This is a genomic window from Roseovarius sp. AK1035, from assembly GCF_003288315.1.
Taxonomy (GTDB): domain Bacteria; phylum Pseudomonadota; class Alphaproteobacteria; order Rhodobacterales; family Rhodobacteraceae; genus Roseovarius; species Roseovarius mucosus_A.
On record NZ_CP030099.1, the window covers coordinates 542,750 to 558,024 of the forward strand.

Genomic DNA, 15,275 nt, shown 5'->3' on the forward strand with positions numbered 1-15,275 from the left:
CAGGACAGACCCTATGGCTGATCCCGACCTCACCGCCGAAGAGCTGCACGAGATCGAACGCAAATACGATCCCGAACTGGCGTTTCGCCCCACCGGGCGCGGCATTGCCATTCTGGTCTCGGTCTGCCTTGTGGCGATGTCGGCCTATCATTTCTACGCCTCGGGCTTTGGCCTTGTGCGCGAAGTGCTGCACCGGGGCATTCACCTGTCCTTCGTGTTGGGCCTCGTGTTCCTGCTCTTTTCATGGCGGCGCAGCGCCAGCACCGCCTTGCCCGCGTCAACATGGTATCGGATTTCCGGCGTGCCGCTTCTCGATCTGGTTTTTGCAATCATGGCGGTGGCGGCGGCGATGTACCTGCCTCTCTTACCCCCTGCCGCGCTCTCGGTCCGGGTTGGCAACCCTTCAGAGCTGGATGTGCTGATGGGCACGGCCCTTTTTGTGCTGACGCTCGAGGCTACGCGCCGCTCAGTCGGTCCGACCCTGCCGATCATCGCACTTGTGTTTGTGGCCTTCGCCATTTTCGGCCCCTACGCCCCCGGCGCGCTCAAACATGGCGGGGCCAGCTGGGAAGGGTTGATCAATCACCTCTACATGACCAACCAAGGCATCTACGGCATCGCCATCGGTGTGATGGCGCAATATGTGTTCCTCTTCATCCTCTTTGGCGTGCTGGCCACGCGCATCGGTCTTGGCCAGTTGTTCATCGACCTCGCGATGGTCATCGCTGGCCGTTACGCCGGTGGCCCGGCAAAGGTGGCGATCTTTTCCTCGGCCTTCATGGGGACCATCTCGGGCTCGTCCATCGCCAATACCGTGACCACCGGCGCGCTCACCATCCCGGCGATGAAGCGCGTGGGCTATCCCGCCCATTTTGCAGGCGCGGTCGAGGCCACTTCGTCGACCGGCGGCCAGATCACCCCACCGATTTTGGGCGCAGCAGCCTTTATCATGGTGGAATATCTGGAAATCCCGCTGCGTGACATTCTGGCGGCGGCCCTTTTCCCGGCCATGCTGCACTATTTCGGCATCTTCATCATGGTGCATCTTGAGGCGCGCAAGCTGGGCCTGCGCGGATTGCGCGCCGATGAACTGCCCAAGGCGGGTTTGGTGCTGCGCCAGCATTGGCTGTCGATCATCCCACTTGGCATCCTTGTCTACCTGATCCTCAGCGGCAAGACGCCGGATTTCGCCGCTGTCTATGGTATCATCGCCTGTGTCGTGGTGGGCATTCTCAACCCGGTCAATCGGTTGACGCTGCGCGACCTGTGGCAGGCCTTGGCGGACGGCGCGCGCAACACGCTGGCTGTGGGGGCCGCCGCCGCCACGGTGGGCGTGGTCGTCGGCGTTGTAACCCTCACCGGCGTCGGCTTTCGTCTGGGCTATGTGGTGGTGCAAACCGCAACCGACATGGGCGCAATGCTCAGCGAAATGTGGTTGCTCAGTTACTTCAGCCTGCAACAATGGGCGCTCTTTGTTTCGCTCATCCTGATCGCGGTATCCTGCATCATCATGGGCGCAGGCATTCCAACGACAGCCACATATATCATCCTTGTGGCGGTCGCAGCGCCTGCCCTCGCGCAGTTGCAGGTCGAGCCACTGGTGGCGCATTTCTTTGTCTTCTACTACGGCGTTCTGGCCGACATCACACCCCCTGTGGCGCTTGCGGCCTATGCGGCGGCAGGCATCGCCGGGGCCAATCCGTTTCGCACTGGCAACACCGCGTTTCGTCTCGGCATCGCCAAAGCGCTGGTGCCTTTCGTGTTTGTCTATTCACCCGCTCTCTTGCTGGTGACGGATGGGTTCACATGGTCCGCCTTTTCCATCACATTGATAGGCGCGATGTTGGGGATTGGCGGGCTCGGAGCAGCCTTTTCCGGCTATCTGCTTGCCCCGATGCGCGGATGGGAACGTTGGGCCGTGGGACTGACCTCGCTTCTCTTCATCGCGCCCGGGCTTATGACCATGGCAATTGGCCTCTTGCTCTGGTCACCCATCCTCGTCTTGCAATGGCGCAAAGCGCGCCTCAGCGCAGCCTTGCCCCAATGAAGACGCCACAAAACCCCTATGACGTGGATGGGTTTCACGCCGAGGCGATTGCCGCCGGACGGCACCGTGACGTGGTAGGCGGACGGTGGGAGGAAACCGGACGGGTGCAGATGACGCTTTTGCGCGATGCGGGCCTCTTGCCGCATCATCACCTGCTGGACATCGGCGCAGGATCATTGCGGCTGGGATGCAAGGCGGTGCCCTATCTCGAGCCGGGGCATTACTGGGCCACGGATGCCTCGCGCGCCCTTATGCTCGCAGGGCATGCGGCAGAGCTGACAGACCCCGCACGCCTCAGCCCCGGTCACCTGATCGAAGATACTCGGTTCGACTATCCCGGCGTGCCGGGGTGCATCACCCATGCCATAGCGTTTGCGGTGTTCCCGCATCTGCCCATGGCGCATCTGCGGCGCGCGCTGACCAATCTGCGCCGCTTTGACCGGCTCGAGGCGTTTTTCTTTACCGTCTTCCTTGCCCCGGACGCCACGCATGCCGCCACAGCTTATCGTCAACCGGACGGCGTTGTGACCCATGACACCCGCCCGCCCTATCACATCCTGCCCGAGGATGTGGATCATATGGCCCATGTCACCGGCTGGCAGGCGGCGCGCAGCCCCCTGCGCCTACCGCGCGGTCAGGTGCTCTATACCGCGCGGCCGATCCGTTGACTTGCCGCCGCTGCATTTTCTTGCGGCATATTATTTTTGCATCTGTTAAGGTGCTGCAAACCCGAAAGAGGTCGGAATGAGCAGTAAGCCCGAAATGAATGATGCCCTGCGCGAACATATCATCGCGCAACCCGATCTGATCCTCGAGGATCAAGATCTGATGCGTGCCCTGATCGCCGCCAACGAGCGGGCGATGGGCGGCAATATCGTGGACCTGCGCGGCATTGCAATGGATAGGCTCGAAGCGCGGCTTGACCGGCTTGAAGACACGCATCGCTCGGTGATCGCGGCGGCGTATGAAAACCTAGCGGGCACCAATCAGGTGCATCGCGCCATCTTGCGCATGCTTGACCCCGTCGAATTTGAAACCTTCTTACGGGATCTTGGCGGCGAAGTGGCGCATATCCTGCGGGTGGACGCCGTGCGCCTCGTGCTCGAATCCGTGCAAAATGACAGCGATCCCGCGGTGCGCCGTCTCGGCGATGTTTTGTCGGTCGCCGAACCCGGCTTTATCAGATCCTATCTCATCGGCAATCGCGATGTGCCCGCGCGTCAGGTGACCCTGCGCCAGATTGAGGAGGGTGACATGCGCGTCTATGGCCGCGAGGCACCCTATCTGCGCTCCGAGGCGTGCCTATTGCTCGATTTCGGTGCAGACCGTCTGCCCGGCATGCTCGCCATGGGGGCCGAAGACCCGCATCAGTTCAGCCCGCAACAGGGCACGGATTTGTTGGCCTTTTTCGCGGGAGTTTTCGAGCGCACCATGCGCCGCTGGCTGTCATGATCTCAGAGGCCGCCCGCGACGCGCTGTCGACATGGCTGGCCACGCAAAAGGCGCTCAAGGGGGCCGCCGCCAATACAATTGATGCCTATGCGCGCGATGTTGGCGACTTCCTGCGCTTCATGACACTGCACAATGGCGAAACACAGGGCTTGGGCGCGCTCTCTCGCATCACCACCTCTGACATGCGGGCCTGGATGGCCCATACCCGTGGCGGCGATGTCGGGCCTCGCTCGCTCGCGCGCAAACTCTCGGCGGTCAAGAGTTTCTATCGCTGGCTGTCCGAGCGCGAAGGGTTTGAACCAACCGCCGTTCTCGCAATACGTTCGCCGAAATTCCAGCGCAAATTACCCCGCCCCCTTTCGCCCGAAGCGGCATCGGACATGATCAACACGCTCGACGCGCAGAGCCTCACGCCATGGATCGCCGCACGGGATCAGGCGGTCGTGACCCTGCTCTATGGCTGCGGGTTGCGGATATCCGAAGCGCTGAGCCTAACCGGCGCAGACCTGCCGCTGGGGCAGGTTTTGCGCATCATTGGCAAAGGCGGCAAGGAACGGCTGGTGCCGGTGATCGAGCCTGCCCGCGCGGCGGTGGCACAGTATGCCCGCCTCTGCCCCTATGACATCCCTCGCAATGGCCCACTTTTCTTGGGCGCTCGCGGCGGTGCGCTCAGCCCGCGCCTGATCCAGAAGGTTATGGAACAGGCCCGCGCGCAGCTTGGCCTGCCCGCCACCGCCACGCCCCATGCCATGCGCCACAGCTTTGCAACGCATCTTTTGAATGCGGGTGGCGACCTACGTGCCATTCAGGAACTTTTGGGGCATGCCTCGCTCTCGACCACACAGGCCTATACGGGCGTTGACACCGCCCGACTGATGGAGGTCTACGCCCGCGCTCATCCGCAGGGGGGCGGGTAGCGCCGGCATCACTTGGCCCCGATCAATACCCGTATTTCGCGATGCTCTCACCCTCGGCCCGGTTCATAACCACGCCCAAGAGCGGCGTATCCGAACCAAACCGCGCCTTCACATCGCGGATATGCTGCGCGGTCGTGCGACCGCCGCCAACCACGATCAGCACCCCGTCAAATTGCGGGCGGAACCCCAATACATCGTCGTAATAGAGTGCGGGCGGCATGTCGAAAATCACCACATCCGGGGCAAGGTGGTGATACATATCCTGCAACACCTCACCGGTTTCCGGCGCATGCAGAATTTCGGCGGCATAGGGCTCTGCCCGGTCATTAAGACCCATGGCGAGGGTTTGACCAATATTGAGCAGGTTATCCTCAGGACAGGTCAGAAAGCGTTGCAAAGGGATATCCCCGCTAAGAAACCCGGCCATGCGACCGGGATCGGGCTGGCCAAGGGTTTGGGCCAGCGAGGGGCGCCGCAGATCCATATCCATCAGAACGGTGCGCACACTTGATTGCCGCGACAGGCTGATCGCGAGATTGGCCGCAACAAAGGATTTGCCGCAATCGGGCGTGGGCGAGGTGATGGCAACCCGATGCCAGCCATGGGCGCGCAGCGCCGCCAAGAGTTTGGTGCGCAGCACGTCAAAGGCCACATGCGCAGGATCCTCACGCGTGGCGGAAATGAGCCGGTGCTTGGCCAGATGTTTGGGATCAAGCACGACACGGCGCAAGGCAGGCCAAAGCAAGGCTGCGGGGCGCGAGTCTGCCGGGGTCTCCAAAGCGGCCAAAGCAACCGGCTCAGGCTCAGGCTCAGGCTCAGGCTCAGGCTCAGGCTCAGGCTCAGGCTCAGGCTCAGGCTCAGGCTCAGGCTCAGGCTCAGGCTCAGGCTCAGGCTCAGGCTCAGGCTCAGGCTCAGGCTCAGGCTCAGGCTCAGGCTCAGGCTCAGGCTCAGGCTCAGGCTCAGGCTCAGGCTCAGGCTCAGGCTCAGGCTCAGGCTCAGGCTCAGGCTCAGGCTCAGGCTCAGGCTCAGGCTCAGGCTCAGGCTCAGGCTCAGGCTCAGGCTCAGGCTCAGGCTCAGGCTCAGGCTCAGGCTCAGGCTCAGGAATGTTCAGCGATTCGGGGCTTAGGGCAAGCGGTGCCTCTTCTTCTGTCGGCTCCGCCACTGGCATTTCAGGGAAATGCGCCGCGTTCTCTTCTGCCTCAGCCTCTAGCGCGGCCCGGCGCGCAGCGCGGCGGCGCATATATTCTTCATGTCGCGTAAGGCTCATGACCACATCCCACGGCACAGCCCCGCGCCAAGGCGCGCGCCTGTGTATCTGCTAAGGATGGCCTGTCCTGCCATTGCAAGGTCTCCTGCCCGTTGGAACGGGTATGCCCAGAGATTCCGGCAACAATGCGACCAAAACCGCAGGATTATATGCCCCACCTCCTTGTTCAGAACCCAATCAGCCCGGCACGGTCCACGGCCTCTTGCAAGAATTCTTCGCGGTTCGACACCGGTTTCCAGCCCAACAGCGCCTTGGGCTTGGCGTTGTCGAACTGCGCGTAATGCGCCCGCGATTGCCAGTCGCGCAACGAGGCCCGGATCACACCGGGGCGGCGCAGGGCATAGGTCTTGAGCGCCGATTTGACCGCATCCGCCGCCCACATCGCTGTCAGATTGCCCGAACTCACGCGAATTCCCGCACCCAACCGCATATGGATGGCATTAAAGTATGTGCGCGCTGTCAGGGGAACATCGCCGACGAGGTTAAAGGACTGCCCCGGCGCGGCCACACTTTCGCCCATGCGGATCAGCGCGTCGGAAACGTCGCCGATCAGAACGAAAGGCAGGGGGTTATCCCCCGTCCCCCAAAGCCGCACAGCACCCGCCCCATGCCAACGCCCAATGCCCCAATGTTGCAACGGACCGCCATGCCCCACCACAATACCCGGTCGTGCGATGGTCAGTGGCAGGCCGTGATCACGCTGCATCTCCAAAAGCCGCCGCTCGCATTCCGCTTTGGAGCGGGCGTAGAGATTGCGGTCGGTCATATCCTGCGCGAAGGGCGTCGATTCGGTGATGACCGTCTGCGGGTTGGACATGTCATAAGAGGCAATCGTGCCGGTATAGACGAACCGCCTGACCCCCGCAGCCAGTGCTGCGCGCGCAATACGGTCCGATACGGCAACGTCATTATCCAGACAGTCCTCCCATGTGGTGCCAAGCGCGCGGGCGAGGTTGTAAACGACGTTGATCCCCTCCATCGCGCGGCACAGCCCTGCCTCATCGCGCAAAGACACCGCGCAGGTCTCGACAGTCTCGGGAAGGTCGTCAAACGGGCCATGCGCACCGCGCGACAGCACCCGCACATCCTGCCCGCGCGCCACCAAGGCGCGCGTCAGGTCACGCCCCAGAAATCCCGTGCCACCGATCACCAACGCCGTGGGCTTTGGATTGCGTTGCGCCTTGGGCGGTGCCCATGTCTCGCGGCCCTGATTGGGCATCACCGCAAGAGCCGCATCAATCGCACGCATGACACCCTCTGCGGCCATGCCATCAAACCGCGGATCAAGCGGCTTACCCTCGCGAATGGCAGTGTAAAACGCCTCAAATGTGCCAACAAACCCAAGCGCATAGGATGATTTGCGATTGAGCGATCCGATCTGGCGCGCCGCATTGCCCACACCCTCGCGCAGGTGGCCCCAAGCAGCGCCCATCTGGCGCAAGAACGGGTTGAGCACCAGATCAGCGGTGTTCTCATGGGTTACAGTCAGCACATCGGCGGCGTAATCCAACCGCGCAAGACCCGAAGACCCACGTAGCGTGACAGAACGATCATCAACGCTCTCAATCAATTGCAGGTTAAAGGCGATATCAACGCCGCCCGCCTCCGCCGTGATCCGCCAGCTTTGCGGTCGTATGCCCGCCCCCGGTAGGGCCACAGGCTTGCCCAGATACACCCCGGAAACTGTGACTGAACCAAAAAGGTCATGCGCAAAGGCAAAAAGATGCGGCCCAAGCTCTAACAACAGATTACGAGGTTCGCGCAAGAGCCAGAGACCATAAGGGCCAGAGCGCAAAGGGGCCAATGGCAAGGCCCAGGTGATCTCGGCGCTGGAAATACGACCCAAGTCGCCGCGCCCGATCTGCGCCTTGAGGCGTTGATAGCCGGGCAGCCCAAGGAAATTGTGCCCGGCGGCAAAATGGCGGTTTGCCGCCCGTGCAACACTGGCAATCCCGGCGGTCTCTTCGCCCGAGAGGGCCACCGGCTTTTCCACCAGCACATGCAGCCCCGCCGCCAGACATTTGCGCGCCAGCACCGCATGGCTATCGGGAGGCGTAAGGATATGCACCGCCTCGACCGCGCCGCTTGCAATCATGTCATCGAGCGCGGCAAAGGCCCGCGCCCCATGCGCAGCAGCCAAGGCCTCGGCGGCGGAGGTCGACAGATCACAAACCGCCGCCAGCCGCACACCCGGCGTCAGCTTGAGCGCCTCGGCATGCCAGCCCGCGATATAGCCAGCGCCGATGAGACCTACGTTGATTGCTTTACTCATCACAGGTTTCCTTACTTATACTCGATAATTTGCATCGTCGCGCCGCGCCATTTGCGCAGCTTGTAGGTCAGCATGCCGATCAGATTTGGAAATTTGGACAGGCTGAGGAAAATCGCCTGATGCAGCGCGCTTCGCGTGTCCATCCCCGAGGTGCGCAGCCCCTGCACCGTCTTGGCATAGGACATCGCATAGGCCGACAAAACGCCGACCAGCAATGGAAACCAGAAAAGCCCTGCCACCGCCAGCAAAGGCAGGGCCAGCCCATAGATCCAGACCCGCGTGCGTTCCCGCGCAAAGTAGCCGGGGTGCAATTCTCCCACCTGAGCAAAGCCATGGCCCGAGCGCACTGCCCGCTGCCACCATTGGCCAAACGTCCGCATCGCAGCATCGTGCCGGGTCATCGGTTCGGCCAAGCGGATCAGCCGCCAACCCGCCTTGCGCAGACGTTGGCAGAATTCTTCATCCTCAGAAGCGATGATTGTGCCGTCAAAGCCGCCAACACCTTGAAAGGCTGAGACCCGCAGCAACATATCGCCGCCGCAGGCTGTGATCTCACCCGCAGGCCGGTGCCATTCGTGATCGCACAGCGCATTGTAGACCGAGGCCTCAGGGTAGATTTCCGACCGCCACCCGGTGACAAGGCCGATGCTGTCATCCGCCATCAGCGCCGCCGCAGCCCGGTCGATCCAGCCCGGCACCACGATGCAATCGCCGTCGATGAATTGCACCGCGTCGGGCAGGTCTGTGGACAGTGCGGCAAAGCCCGCGTTGCGTGCCCGCGCCGCGGTAAAGGGCGTCATTGTATCCAATTCGACTACCTCAGCCCCCGCCGCGCGTGCCGCGGCCACGCTGTCATCGGTTGAGCCGCTGTCGACATAGACCAACCGCAGCCCCTGCCCGCTGAGCGACGCAAGGCTCGCCTCCAATCGCGCGCCTTCATTGCGGCCAATCAGGACAACGGCGATTCTCATTCTTGCCCCTCCGGTCTGAGGTGTTTGGGGGGCACGCCCACTGCATACCCCTCAAAGAGAGCAGCCAGCCATGCCGCCTCGATGTCCGAGGCGAATTCGGCTTGCACCCGTGCGCGCCCAGCCACGCCCATGTCGCGGCACAGATGGGCATCATAGAGAAGTCGCCCAATCGCCATGCGCAGGGCATGAGCATCACCCGGCGGCACCAAAAGACCGCTCACCCCATCCTCGACCAGCTCTGGCACGCCTGCAATGCGGGTTGTCACGACCGGCACCCGCGCCGCCATCGCCTCCATCAACACGACTGGCACGCCTTCGGCAAAGCTGGGCAGGATCAAGGCCGTCGCCGTTTGCAGCAGATCCGCCACCTCGGCCTGTGACCGATAGCCCGCAAACGTGATCCGCGATGTCAGGCCCATTTCGCGGGCGCGCCGCTCTAGTTTGCTGCGCTCTGGCCCATCCCCCACCAACGTCAGATGCAGCGCGGGATGATCGGCGCTCAGATCACGCACCGCGTCCAGCAGCATCGGAACGCCCTTGACCCCCGCCAGCCGCCCCACAAACAAAAGCTGCGCCTGCGCAGGCATAGCAGGGCGCTCATACCGCGCCGGATCAACACCGCAATGCACGATATGCAGCTTGCCCCAATGCTCCGGATCGGAAAACGCCATGGCCTGAGAGCGGGCGAAATGGCTGATACAGGCGACGAAACGCGCGCGCGCAATCTTTTCATCCAGCCGCCAGCGATAGGGCTCATAGAAAATATCCGGCCCGTGCAGCGTGAAACTATAGGGAATACCCGACATTTCCGACATGAGCATCGCCACGGTGCAGCTGGATTTGGCGATATGATTGTGCAGATGCGTCAGCCCACGGGCGCGCAGATGCTCCGCCAGCACGGCGGCTTCGGCAAGATAGATGAACTGGTAAAGCGTGGCCTTGATCCCGCCGGGGCTGGTGCGCCATGCCAAACGCAGCGCGCGCAGCCATGCCCCCGGCCTGCGCCACGCCGCCAGATGCGCCGCGATCAGATGCCGGGGCGAGAGGGCGGCTTCGAGAACATGAAATGTTCCCACGGCCTCGGTCTTCTGCTCGGGTCCGGTGTGATGCTCTGGCCCCGTGCGCCGGATCGAGCATGTCTCGACAGTCAAGCCTCGTGCGCGCAGGGCCGCCACTTCGCGCTGGATAAAGGTATCGGTGGCGCGGGGATATTCGCCGGTCAGATAGGCGATGCGCAAGCTCATGTGGCGGCCTTTGTCGCGCGCAGAAACGCGGTGTCGAAATCATCCTGCGGCACCCAACCAAGCGCCAGTTCTGCCGCTGCGATATCATAGCGGAGCGGCCGCATGCGCGCACGCAGCACGGCGGGGCGCAAGAGCCCCGGCCGCCGCGCACCCAAAGGCGAGAGCAGCCACGCCAAAGGCAGAATAAGCCGCCAGTTGAGCGGCACCACATGGCGCGGCCAGCCTGTGCGCCGCAGGGCGGCCACATACCGCGCCCGCGTCGGCAGGTCCGCGCCCAGAATATTGAGCGCGCGCCCCTCGCCCGGTGCCTCTGCAGCCAATGCAAAGGCGCGGGCACAATCGGCCAAAGAAACAACCGGCACCTCACCGCCCTGCTCCATCAGGATCAAAGCGCTGCCGATACCCGGCCCCAAATGGGCATTCATCACCCGCCCCGGTCCAAGGATCGCACCGGGGCGCAAGATGGTGTGCCGCAGACCACTCTCGCGCAACATCGCCTCTTGCGCCAGCTTGGCACGGGCATAGGCATCACGCTGCTCAGGGTGGTCTTCCAGAGGCGTCGCCTCGGTGACAACGCCCATTGCATCGGCGCTATAGACTGCGATCGAACTCGACAGCACCAGACGCGGCGGCAGGGGCTGTGCCTGCATCGCCGCAATGAGGCGGCGTGTGGCGTTCAGCGTGTCACTGGTTTGCACCGCCCAATCGCCCGAGAGCGCCCCGGCCAGATGAATCACGCAATCAACGTCCTCGAAAAACCCGCCCAGATCATCCGTCGCCAGATCGACATCGGCGCGCGTTAGGCCGCGCACCGCATGCCCGCGCGCACGCGCTTCGGCCATAACCGCGCGGCCCAAAAACCCGCCTGCCCCCGTCACGATCAGGTTCAGACCCATGAGGCAACCTCCATCGGGGCGCAGCGGCTTTCGATCTCGACCACACCGGTTGGACCCTGAAGCGCCAGTGTCACCTCGGTCAGATGCAGCGCCATGGCATTCGTCAGCCGACAGGCCCGCCGCTCGGCCAGTGCCTTTAGCATCTCTGCGGGGCCGAGGGCGAAATTCATCGACGCCGCCCCCCACCGCCCCACCTTGGGATGCGAGGGCCCTCGCGCGCGGATGCGCCGCCCGATAGGATGCTCGATCAGCCTGCGCCGCAAGGTGAACCGCCGGTAAAACCGCACTGCCGCAGCATTGTCCCAGACTTCACGCACCTGAAGTACGCCCTTGTCGCCAAAGATACGTAAACGGTGATCATGACTGCCCACAATTGAGCAGGTCAGCCGTGTCACCGGGCCATTTTCAAAGAAAAGCGTGGCCACCGAAACATCAGGCGCACCGCTCGCGCCGGGTTTGTCAGGGATCACCTCGGCAGAGGCAGACACGACCCGCGTCACACTGCCGAACATCGCGATCAGCCAGCTGAGCACATAGCCTGCATGCTCCAGCGTGCAGCCAACCGCGAATTCATCGGCATAGGGCCACGCCGCGCCACTTTCGCTCTGCCATTTGGCGTAGGGGGCTTGCGGGATAAAGCCATCATCCATCTCGGCATAGATCAGTCGGGGCGTGCCCGCCACACCGCGCCGCACGGCTCCAATCAGCACCTGCGCTGCCTCGCCCAACACGGACGAGGGCGCAGAAGCCAGCATGAGGCCGCGCGCCTCTGCCAGATCATGCAGCGCGCGGGCCTGCGCCAATTCCAGTGTCAGCGGCTTTTCGCACCAGACGTGATGGCCCGCCTCCAGACAGGTGCGGCTCACGGCAAAATGCGCCGCAGGGTTGGTGAGGTTCAGCACGACATCGCCGGGGCTAAGCCGCGCCAAGAGGCTCTCAAGCGTTGGCGCACGCGCAATGCCCCAATGCGCTGCAAACGTCGCGATACGGGCTTCGTCATGGTCATGGGCGGCGATCACGGCAATCTCGGGATGGGCCGCGAGCGAGCGCATATAGAGATCGGCAACGAATCCGCACCCCACCAGCGCCACACGCCCCAGCTTTGCCTCTCGGCTGCTGTTCCCTTTGCCCTGTGCCTGCATCATTGCCCCTGTATCTCGGCCTTCGGTTAATCACAGGATCATGGCGAGAATCTGACCATTTCCCTACAGTTTCAAGCCTTTGCGAGCCCGTGATGCAGCGCGGGCACAGTCGCCCTTCGCAGCGCCGCGAAAGCCGCGCAATTTCGCCCTAGTGTCACCAAGTCCTGCGGTTCATATAGCATCAAACGCCGCGACTGTCGCAGGGGGATCGGGTGGAATTTCGCATTCAGGATGAGGTGATACGCATCGCGCCCCGCGATGCCTCGCGTCTGTTGTCGGTCCTCAGAGATCGGTTTCGTGCTCGGCGCGGCTTTGCTCTGGCAACGCTGAACCTCGATCATCTGGTGAAACTGCGCCAGGATTCCGCGTTTCTGGCGGCCTATTTACGGCATGATCTGGTGGTTGCCGATGGCAATCCGGTGGTGTGGTTGTCACGCCTTGCGGGGCGTCCCGTCGGGCTGGTGCCGGGCGCGGATATGGTGGTGCCCATCACGCGGCTGGCGGCAGAGGCCGGGGCAAGCGTGGCCCTTGTCGGCAGCACAGAGGCAGCCTTGCACGCCGCCGGAGAGGGGCTTTGTGACCGTGTTCCAGGGCTGGTGATTGCCGCACGCATCGCGCCGCCGATGGGGTTTGATCCGTTGGGCGCGCAAGGGACAGAGGTGATTGCCGCGCTGCGCGCCTCGGGCGCAGGGCTGTGCCTTTTGGCGCTTGGCGCACCCAAACAAGAGATTTTCGCCGCCCGCGCCCACGCCGCACTGCCGCATATGGGGTTTGCCAGCATCGGTGCCGGTCTTGATTTCATCGCAGGCGTGCAACCCCGCGCGCCCCTTTGGGCGCGGCGTCTGGCGCTCGAATGGCTATGGCGGATGCTGTCCAGCCCACGTCGGTTGGTGCCGCGCTATGCACGCTGCGCGGCTATTCTGCCGGGGCTGATGGTTGCGGCGTGGCGCCTGCGCGGCTGACACTGCGCCGCCGTGGCCCCCAGAGTGCGGCCCCCCCCAGGATCACGCCCGAGACCGTGGCGATCATGCCCGCCGCACTGACCGCGTTGTCATAGCCCAGCCAGAGCGGGCCATAGCCCGCCAGCACATAGCCCAAGACCGCCGATAGCGTGGCAAACCCTACGCTCCACGCCACTTGGCGACCCAGCCGGTCTGTCATCAGCCGGGCGCTTGCGGGCGGGCAGATGAACATCGCAATCACGATGATTGAGCCCACCGCGTCAAACGCCGCCACCGCCGCCAATGCCGCCACCGCAACAAGCGCCAGCCCCAAAATAGCCGTTGGGATGCCCATGGCGCGGGCAAACCCCTCGTCAAAGGTTGCAATCACAAGTGGCCGCCACAGCACCGCGATAAAGAGCGTCGTGCAGATCAGCACCGCCACCATACGGCCCAATTCGGGCGGCAAACCCGCCAAAGCCGCGGGATCGGTCAGCGCGCCCCAACCATAGCCATCCAACCAGATCAGGCTTTCTAGATTGCCATAAAGCGCATGTTGAACATCGAGATGCACGCCGGACGCAGCACTTTGTTCGAGAAGCAGCACACCGCCCGCGAACATGGCAGTAAAAACCACGCCCATCGCCGCCCCCGGTTCGATCCGGCCGAGACGACGGATCGCCTCGATCAGGATCACAGCCACCAATGCCGCAGCCGCAGCCCCCAGCATCATCGGCCCGGTGGCGACCATGCCGGTCACGAGGAATCCGGCCACGATCCCGGGCAACACCACATGGCTGATCGCATCACCGATCAGCGCCTGCCGCCGCAACAGCAGGAAATTCCCCGGCAGCGCACAGGCCACCGCTGCCGCAATGCCGATCAGCAGTGGCGCGAGCGACAGCATGACGAAATCCTGCCCCATCACACCGCCCCCTCTGGCCCAAGCCTCCGGTCGAGTGCGGCGATCTGATCGCCCGTCAACACCTCGTCCAATGGGGTCAGACCATCATACCGCGCTGCCGCTGCCTCGAACGCCGGGTCCGAGCGCAGGATTTGCCAACGCCGCTCATCCAGCCGCGCCCGCGCCGCCATGGCACGCCCTGCCTCGGTCGCAACTCCATCGGCGCGCGCCAGACCCGCGCGGCGCATCAATCGCAGCGTCAGCGGCTCATAGACCGGCTGCCCCGCCGCCAGCGCCAAGAGACCTTGGCGCAGATGCACCCGCCGCTGGAACCGCAGATGCCGCAGCGCCGCCGCCAGCACACCGCGCCCCGGCGCCATCAAGAGCGACAGCACGAAAAGCGCAAAGGCCGCCAGCACAATCAGCGGCCCGGTGGGCAGGTCGGGTGCCGTCGCGGAAAACGCCGCGCCGAGATAGCCAGCAACCCCGCCAACCGCGCCTGCTATCATCACCACATGGCCTGCGCGTTCTGACCAGAACCGCGCCGCCACCGGCGGGATGATCAAGAGCGCCACGATAAGCACAAGTCCCACCACCTTGAGCCCGGTCACGGTAATGGCCAGCGCAAGCCCCATCATCGCCAGATCGACACGCGCAAGCCGCATCCCCTGACCCACCGCATAGTCCGGATCAAAAGCCACCAAGATCATGGGCCGATGCAAGAGCCGCACCAGCGCCAGAACCACGACACCGCCAGCAGCAATCGTCAGCGCCTCGTCGCGCAGCATGCCCGCGGTAGCGCCCAACAAAAAGGTTTCCAGACCCGCCTGCCGCCCCGCATCCATCACCTGCACCACCGTCAGCAGGACCACGCCAAAACCAAAGAACACCGACAGCACCGCGCCAATCGCGGCATCCTCATGCAACCGCGTGCGCGTTGTCAGCCATGTCACCGCCAAAAGACCAAGCACCGCCGACAGCGCCGCCCCCAGCATCAGACCGGGCAAAAACCGGCCCTCGCCACCCAGCGCCACCATCACCATGAACCCCAGCACGACACCGGGCAGCGTGGCATGGCTAATGGCATCAGAGACCAGCGCGCGCTTGCCGAGATAAAGGTAGGTGCCCGTCGCACCCGCGCCTACACCCAGCATAGCAGCGCCCAGCGTGACCAGCGTGGCGTTATAACCCAGTTGCAGCGTGAGCGCGTCCCAGAGCATGC

Annotated in this window: 14 protein-coding genes; 6 read left to right on the forward strand and 8 right to left on the reverse strand. The window is 63.6% G+C overall.

What is annotated here, in order from left to right; genetic code table 11:
- The first annotated feature begins 13 nt into the window (after positions 1 to 13).
- The 4 genes from RAK1035_RS02665 to RAK1035_RS02680 all read left to right on the forward strand — a co-directional run bounded on the left by RAK1035_RS02665 (position 14) and on the right by RAK1035_RS02680 (position 4,416).
- Positions 14 to 2,047 (forward strand): TRAP transporter permease, encoded by a 2,034-nt coding sequence (locus RAK1035_RS02665; RefSeq protein ID WP_008279363.1) that lies wholly within the window; start codon positions 14 to 16, stop codon positions 2,045 to 2,047.
- Entirely contained in the window at positions 2,044 to 2,715 is a 672-nt protein-coding gene (locus tag RAK1035_RS02670) for a class I SAM-dependent methyltransferase (protein ID WP_008279364.1), read from the forward strand. The genes RAK1035_RS02665 and RAK1035_RS02670 overlap by 4 nt, the downstream gene beginning before the upstream one ends.
- Before the next feature lie 76 nt (positions 2,716 to 2,791).
- Positions 2,792 to 3,499 carry a DUF484 family protein gene (locus RAK1035_RS02675; protein WP_008279365.1) on the forward strand — a complete coding sequence of 236 codons (708 nt, stop codon included), beginning with the start codon at positions 2,792 to 2,794 and terminating at the stop codon, positions 3,497 to 3,499.
- Positions 3,496 to 4,416 carry a tyrosine recombinase XerC gene (locus tag RAK1035_RS02680; RefSeq protein WP_008279366.1) on the forward strand — a complete coding sequence of 307 codons (921 nt, stop codon included), beginning with the start codon at positions 3,496 to 3,498 and terminating at the stop codon, positions 4,414 to 4,416. The genes RAK1035_RS02675 and RAK1035_RS02680 overlap by 4 nt, the downstream gene beginning before the upstream one ends.
- A gap of 22 nt (positions 4,417 to 4,438) precedes the next feature.
- Here the strand turns inward: RAK1035_RS02680 and RAK1035_RS20340 are convergent, their stop codons facing one another.
- Positions 4,439 to 5,134: a CpsD/CapB family tyrosine-protein kinase gene (locus RAK1035_RS20340; RefSeq protein ID WP_157667299.1), complete on the reverse strand. Its 696-nt coding sequence runs from the start codon at positions 5,132 to 5,134 to the stop codon at positions 4,439 to 4,441.
- Here RAK1035_RS20340 and RAK1035_RS20345 point away from each other — a divergent pair.
- Positions 5,117 to 5,542, forward strand: a complete 426-nt coding sequence (locus RAK1035_RS20345; protein WP_198133555.1) for a hypothetical protein — start codon at positions 5,117 to 5,119, stop codon at positions 5,540 to 5,542. The genes RAK1035_RS20340 and RAK1035_RS20345 overlap by 18 nt on opposite strands.
- A 307-nt stretch (positions 5,543 to 5,849) precedes the next feature.
- Here RAK1035_RS20345 and RAK1035_RS02690 read toward each other — a convergent pair whose 3' ends face one another.
- The 5 genes from RAK1035_RS02690 to RAK1035_RS02710 are packed head-to-tail and all read right to left on the reverse strand — an operon-like array spanning position 5,850 to position 12,211.
- Positions 5,850 to 7,955 (reverse strand): NAD-dependent epimerase/dehydratase family protein, encoded by a 2,106-nt coding sequence (locus RAK1035_RS02690; protein WP_008279369.1) that lies wholly within the window; start codon positions 7,953 to 7,955, stop codon positions 5,850 to 5,852.
- An 11-nt stretch (positions 7,956 to 7,966) separates the two neighbouring features.
- Positions 7,967 to 8,926 carry a glycosyltransferase gene (locus tag RAK1035_RS02695; RefSeq protein ID WP_008279370.1) on the reverse strand — a complete coding sequence of 320 codons (960 nt, stop codon included), beginning with the start codon at positions 8,924 to 8,926 and terminating at the stop codon, positions 7,967 to 7,969.
- Positions 8,923 to 10,170: a glycosyltransferase gene (locus RAK1035_RS02700; RefSeq protein WP_008279371.1), complete on the reverse strand. Its 1,248-nt coding sequence runs from the start codon at positions 10,168 to 10,170 to the stop codon at positions 8,923 to 8,925. Before RAK1035_RS02700 ends, RAK1035_RS02695 begins: the two co-directional genes overlap by 4 nt.
- Positions 10,167 to 11,066 (reverse strand): NAD-dependent epimerase/dehydratase family protein, encoded by a 900-nt coding sequence (locus RAK1035_RS02705; RefSeq protein ID WP_008279372.1) that lies wholly within the window; start codon positions 11,064 to 11,066, stop codon positions 10,167 to 10,169. The genes RAK1035_RS02700 and RAK1035_RS02705 overlap by 4 nt, the downstream gene beginning before the upstream one ends.
- On the reverse strand, positions 11,057 to 12,211 hold the full coding sequence (locus RAK1035_RS02710; protein WP_008279373.1) for a Gfo/Idh/MocA family protein: 1,155 nt from the start codon (positions 12,209 to 12,211) through the stop codon (positions 11,057 to 11,059). Before RAK1035_RS02710 ends, RAK1035_RS02705 begins: the two co-directional genes overlap by 10 nt.
- A 209-nt stretch (positions 12,212 to 12,420) precedes the next feature.
- On the opposite strand from RAK1035_RS02710, the gene RAK1035_RS02715 reads away from it, so the two are divergent.
- On the forward strand, positions 12,421 to 13,170 hold the full coding sequence (locus RAK1035_RS02715; protein ID WP_008279374.1) for a WecB/TagA/CpsF family glycosyltransferase: 750 nt from the start codon (positions 12,421 to 12,423) through the stop codon (positions 13,168 to 13,170).
- On the opposite strand, the gene RAK1035_RS02720 is transcribed toward RAK1035_RS02715, so the two are convergent.
- A complete protein-coding gene (locus tag RAK1035_RS02720) occupies positions 13,124 to 14,074 on the reverse strand; it encodes a metal ABC transporter permease (protein ID WP_008279375.1) in 951 nt (316 codons plus the stop codon). The two genes, RAK1035_RS02715 and RAK1035_RS02720, sit on opposite strands and share 47 nt — an antisense overlap.
- Positions 14,074 to 15,273 (reverse strand): metal ABC transporter permease, encoded by a 1,200-nt coding sequence (locus RAK1035_RS02725; RefSeq protein WP_008279376.1) that lies wholly within the window; start codon positions 15,271 to 15,273, stop codon positions 14,074 to 14,076. The genes RAK1035_RS02720 and RAK1035_RS02725 overlap by 1 nt, the downstream gene beginning before the upstream one ends.
- Positions 15,274 to 15,275 lie beyond the last annotated feature (2 nt).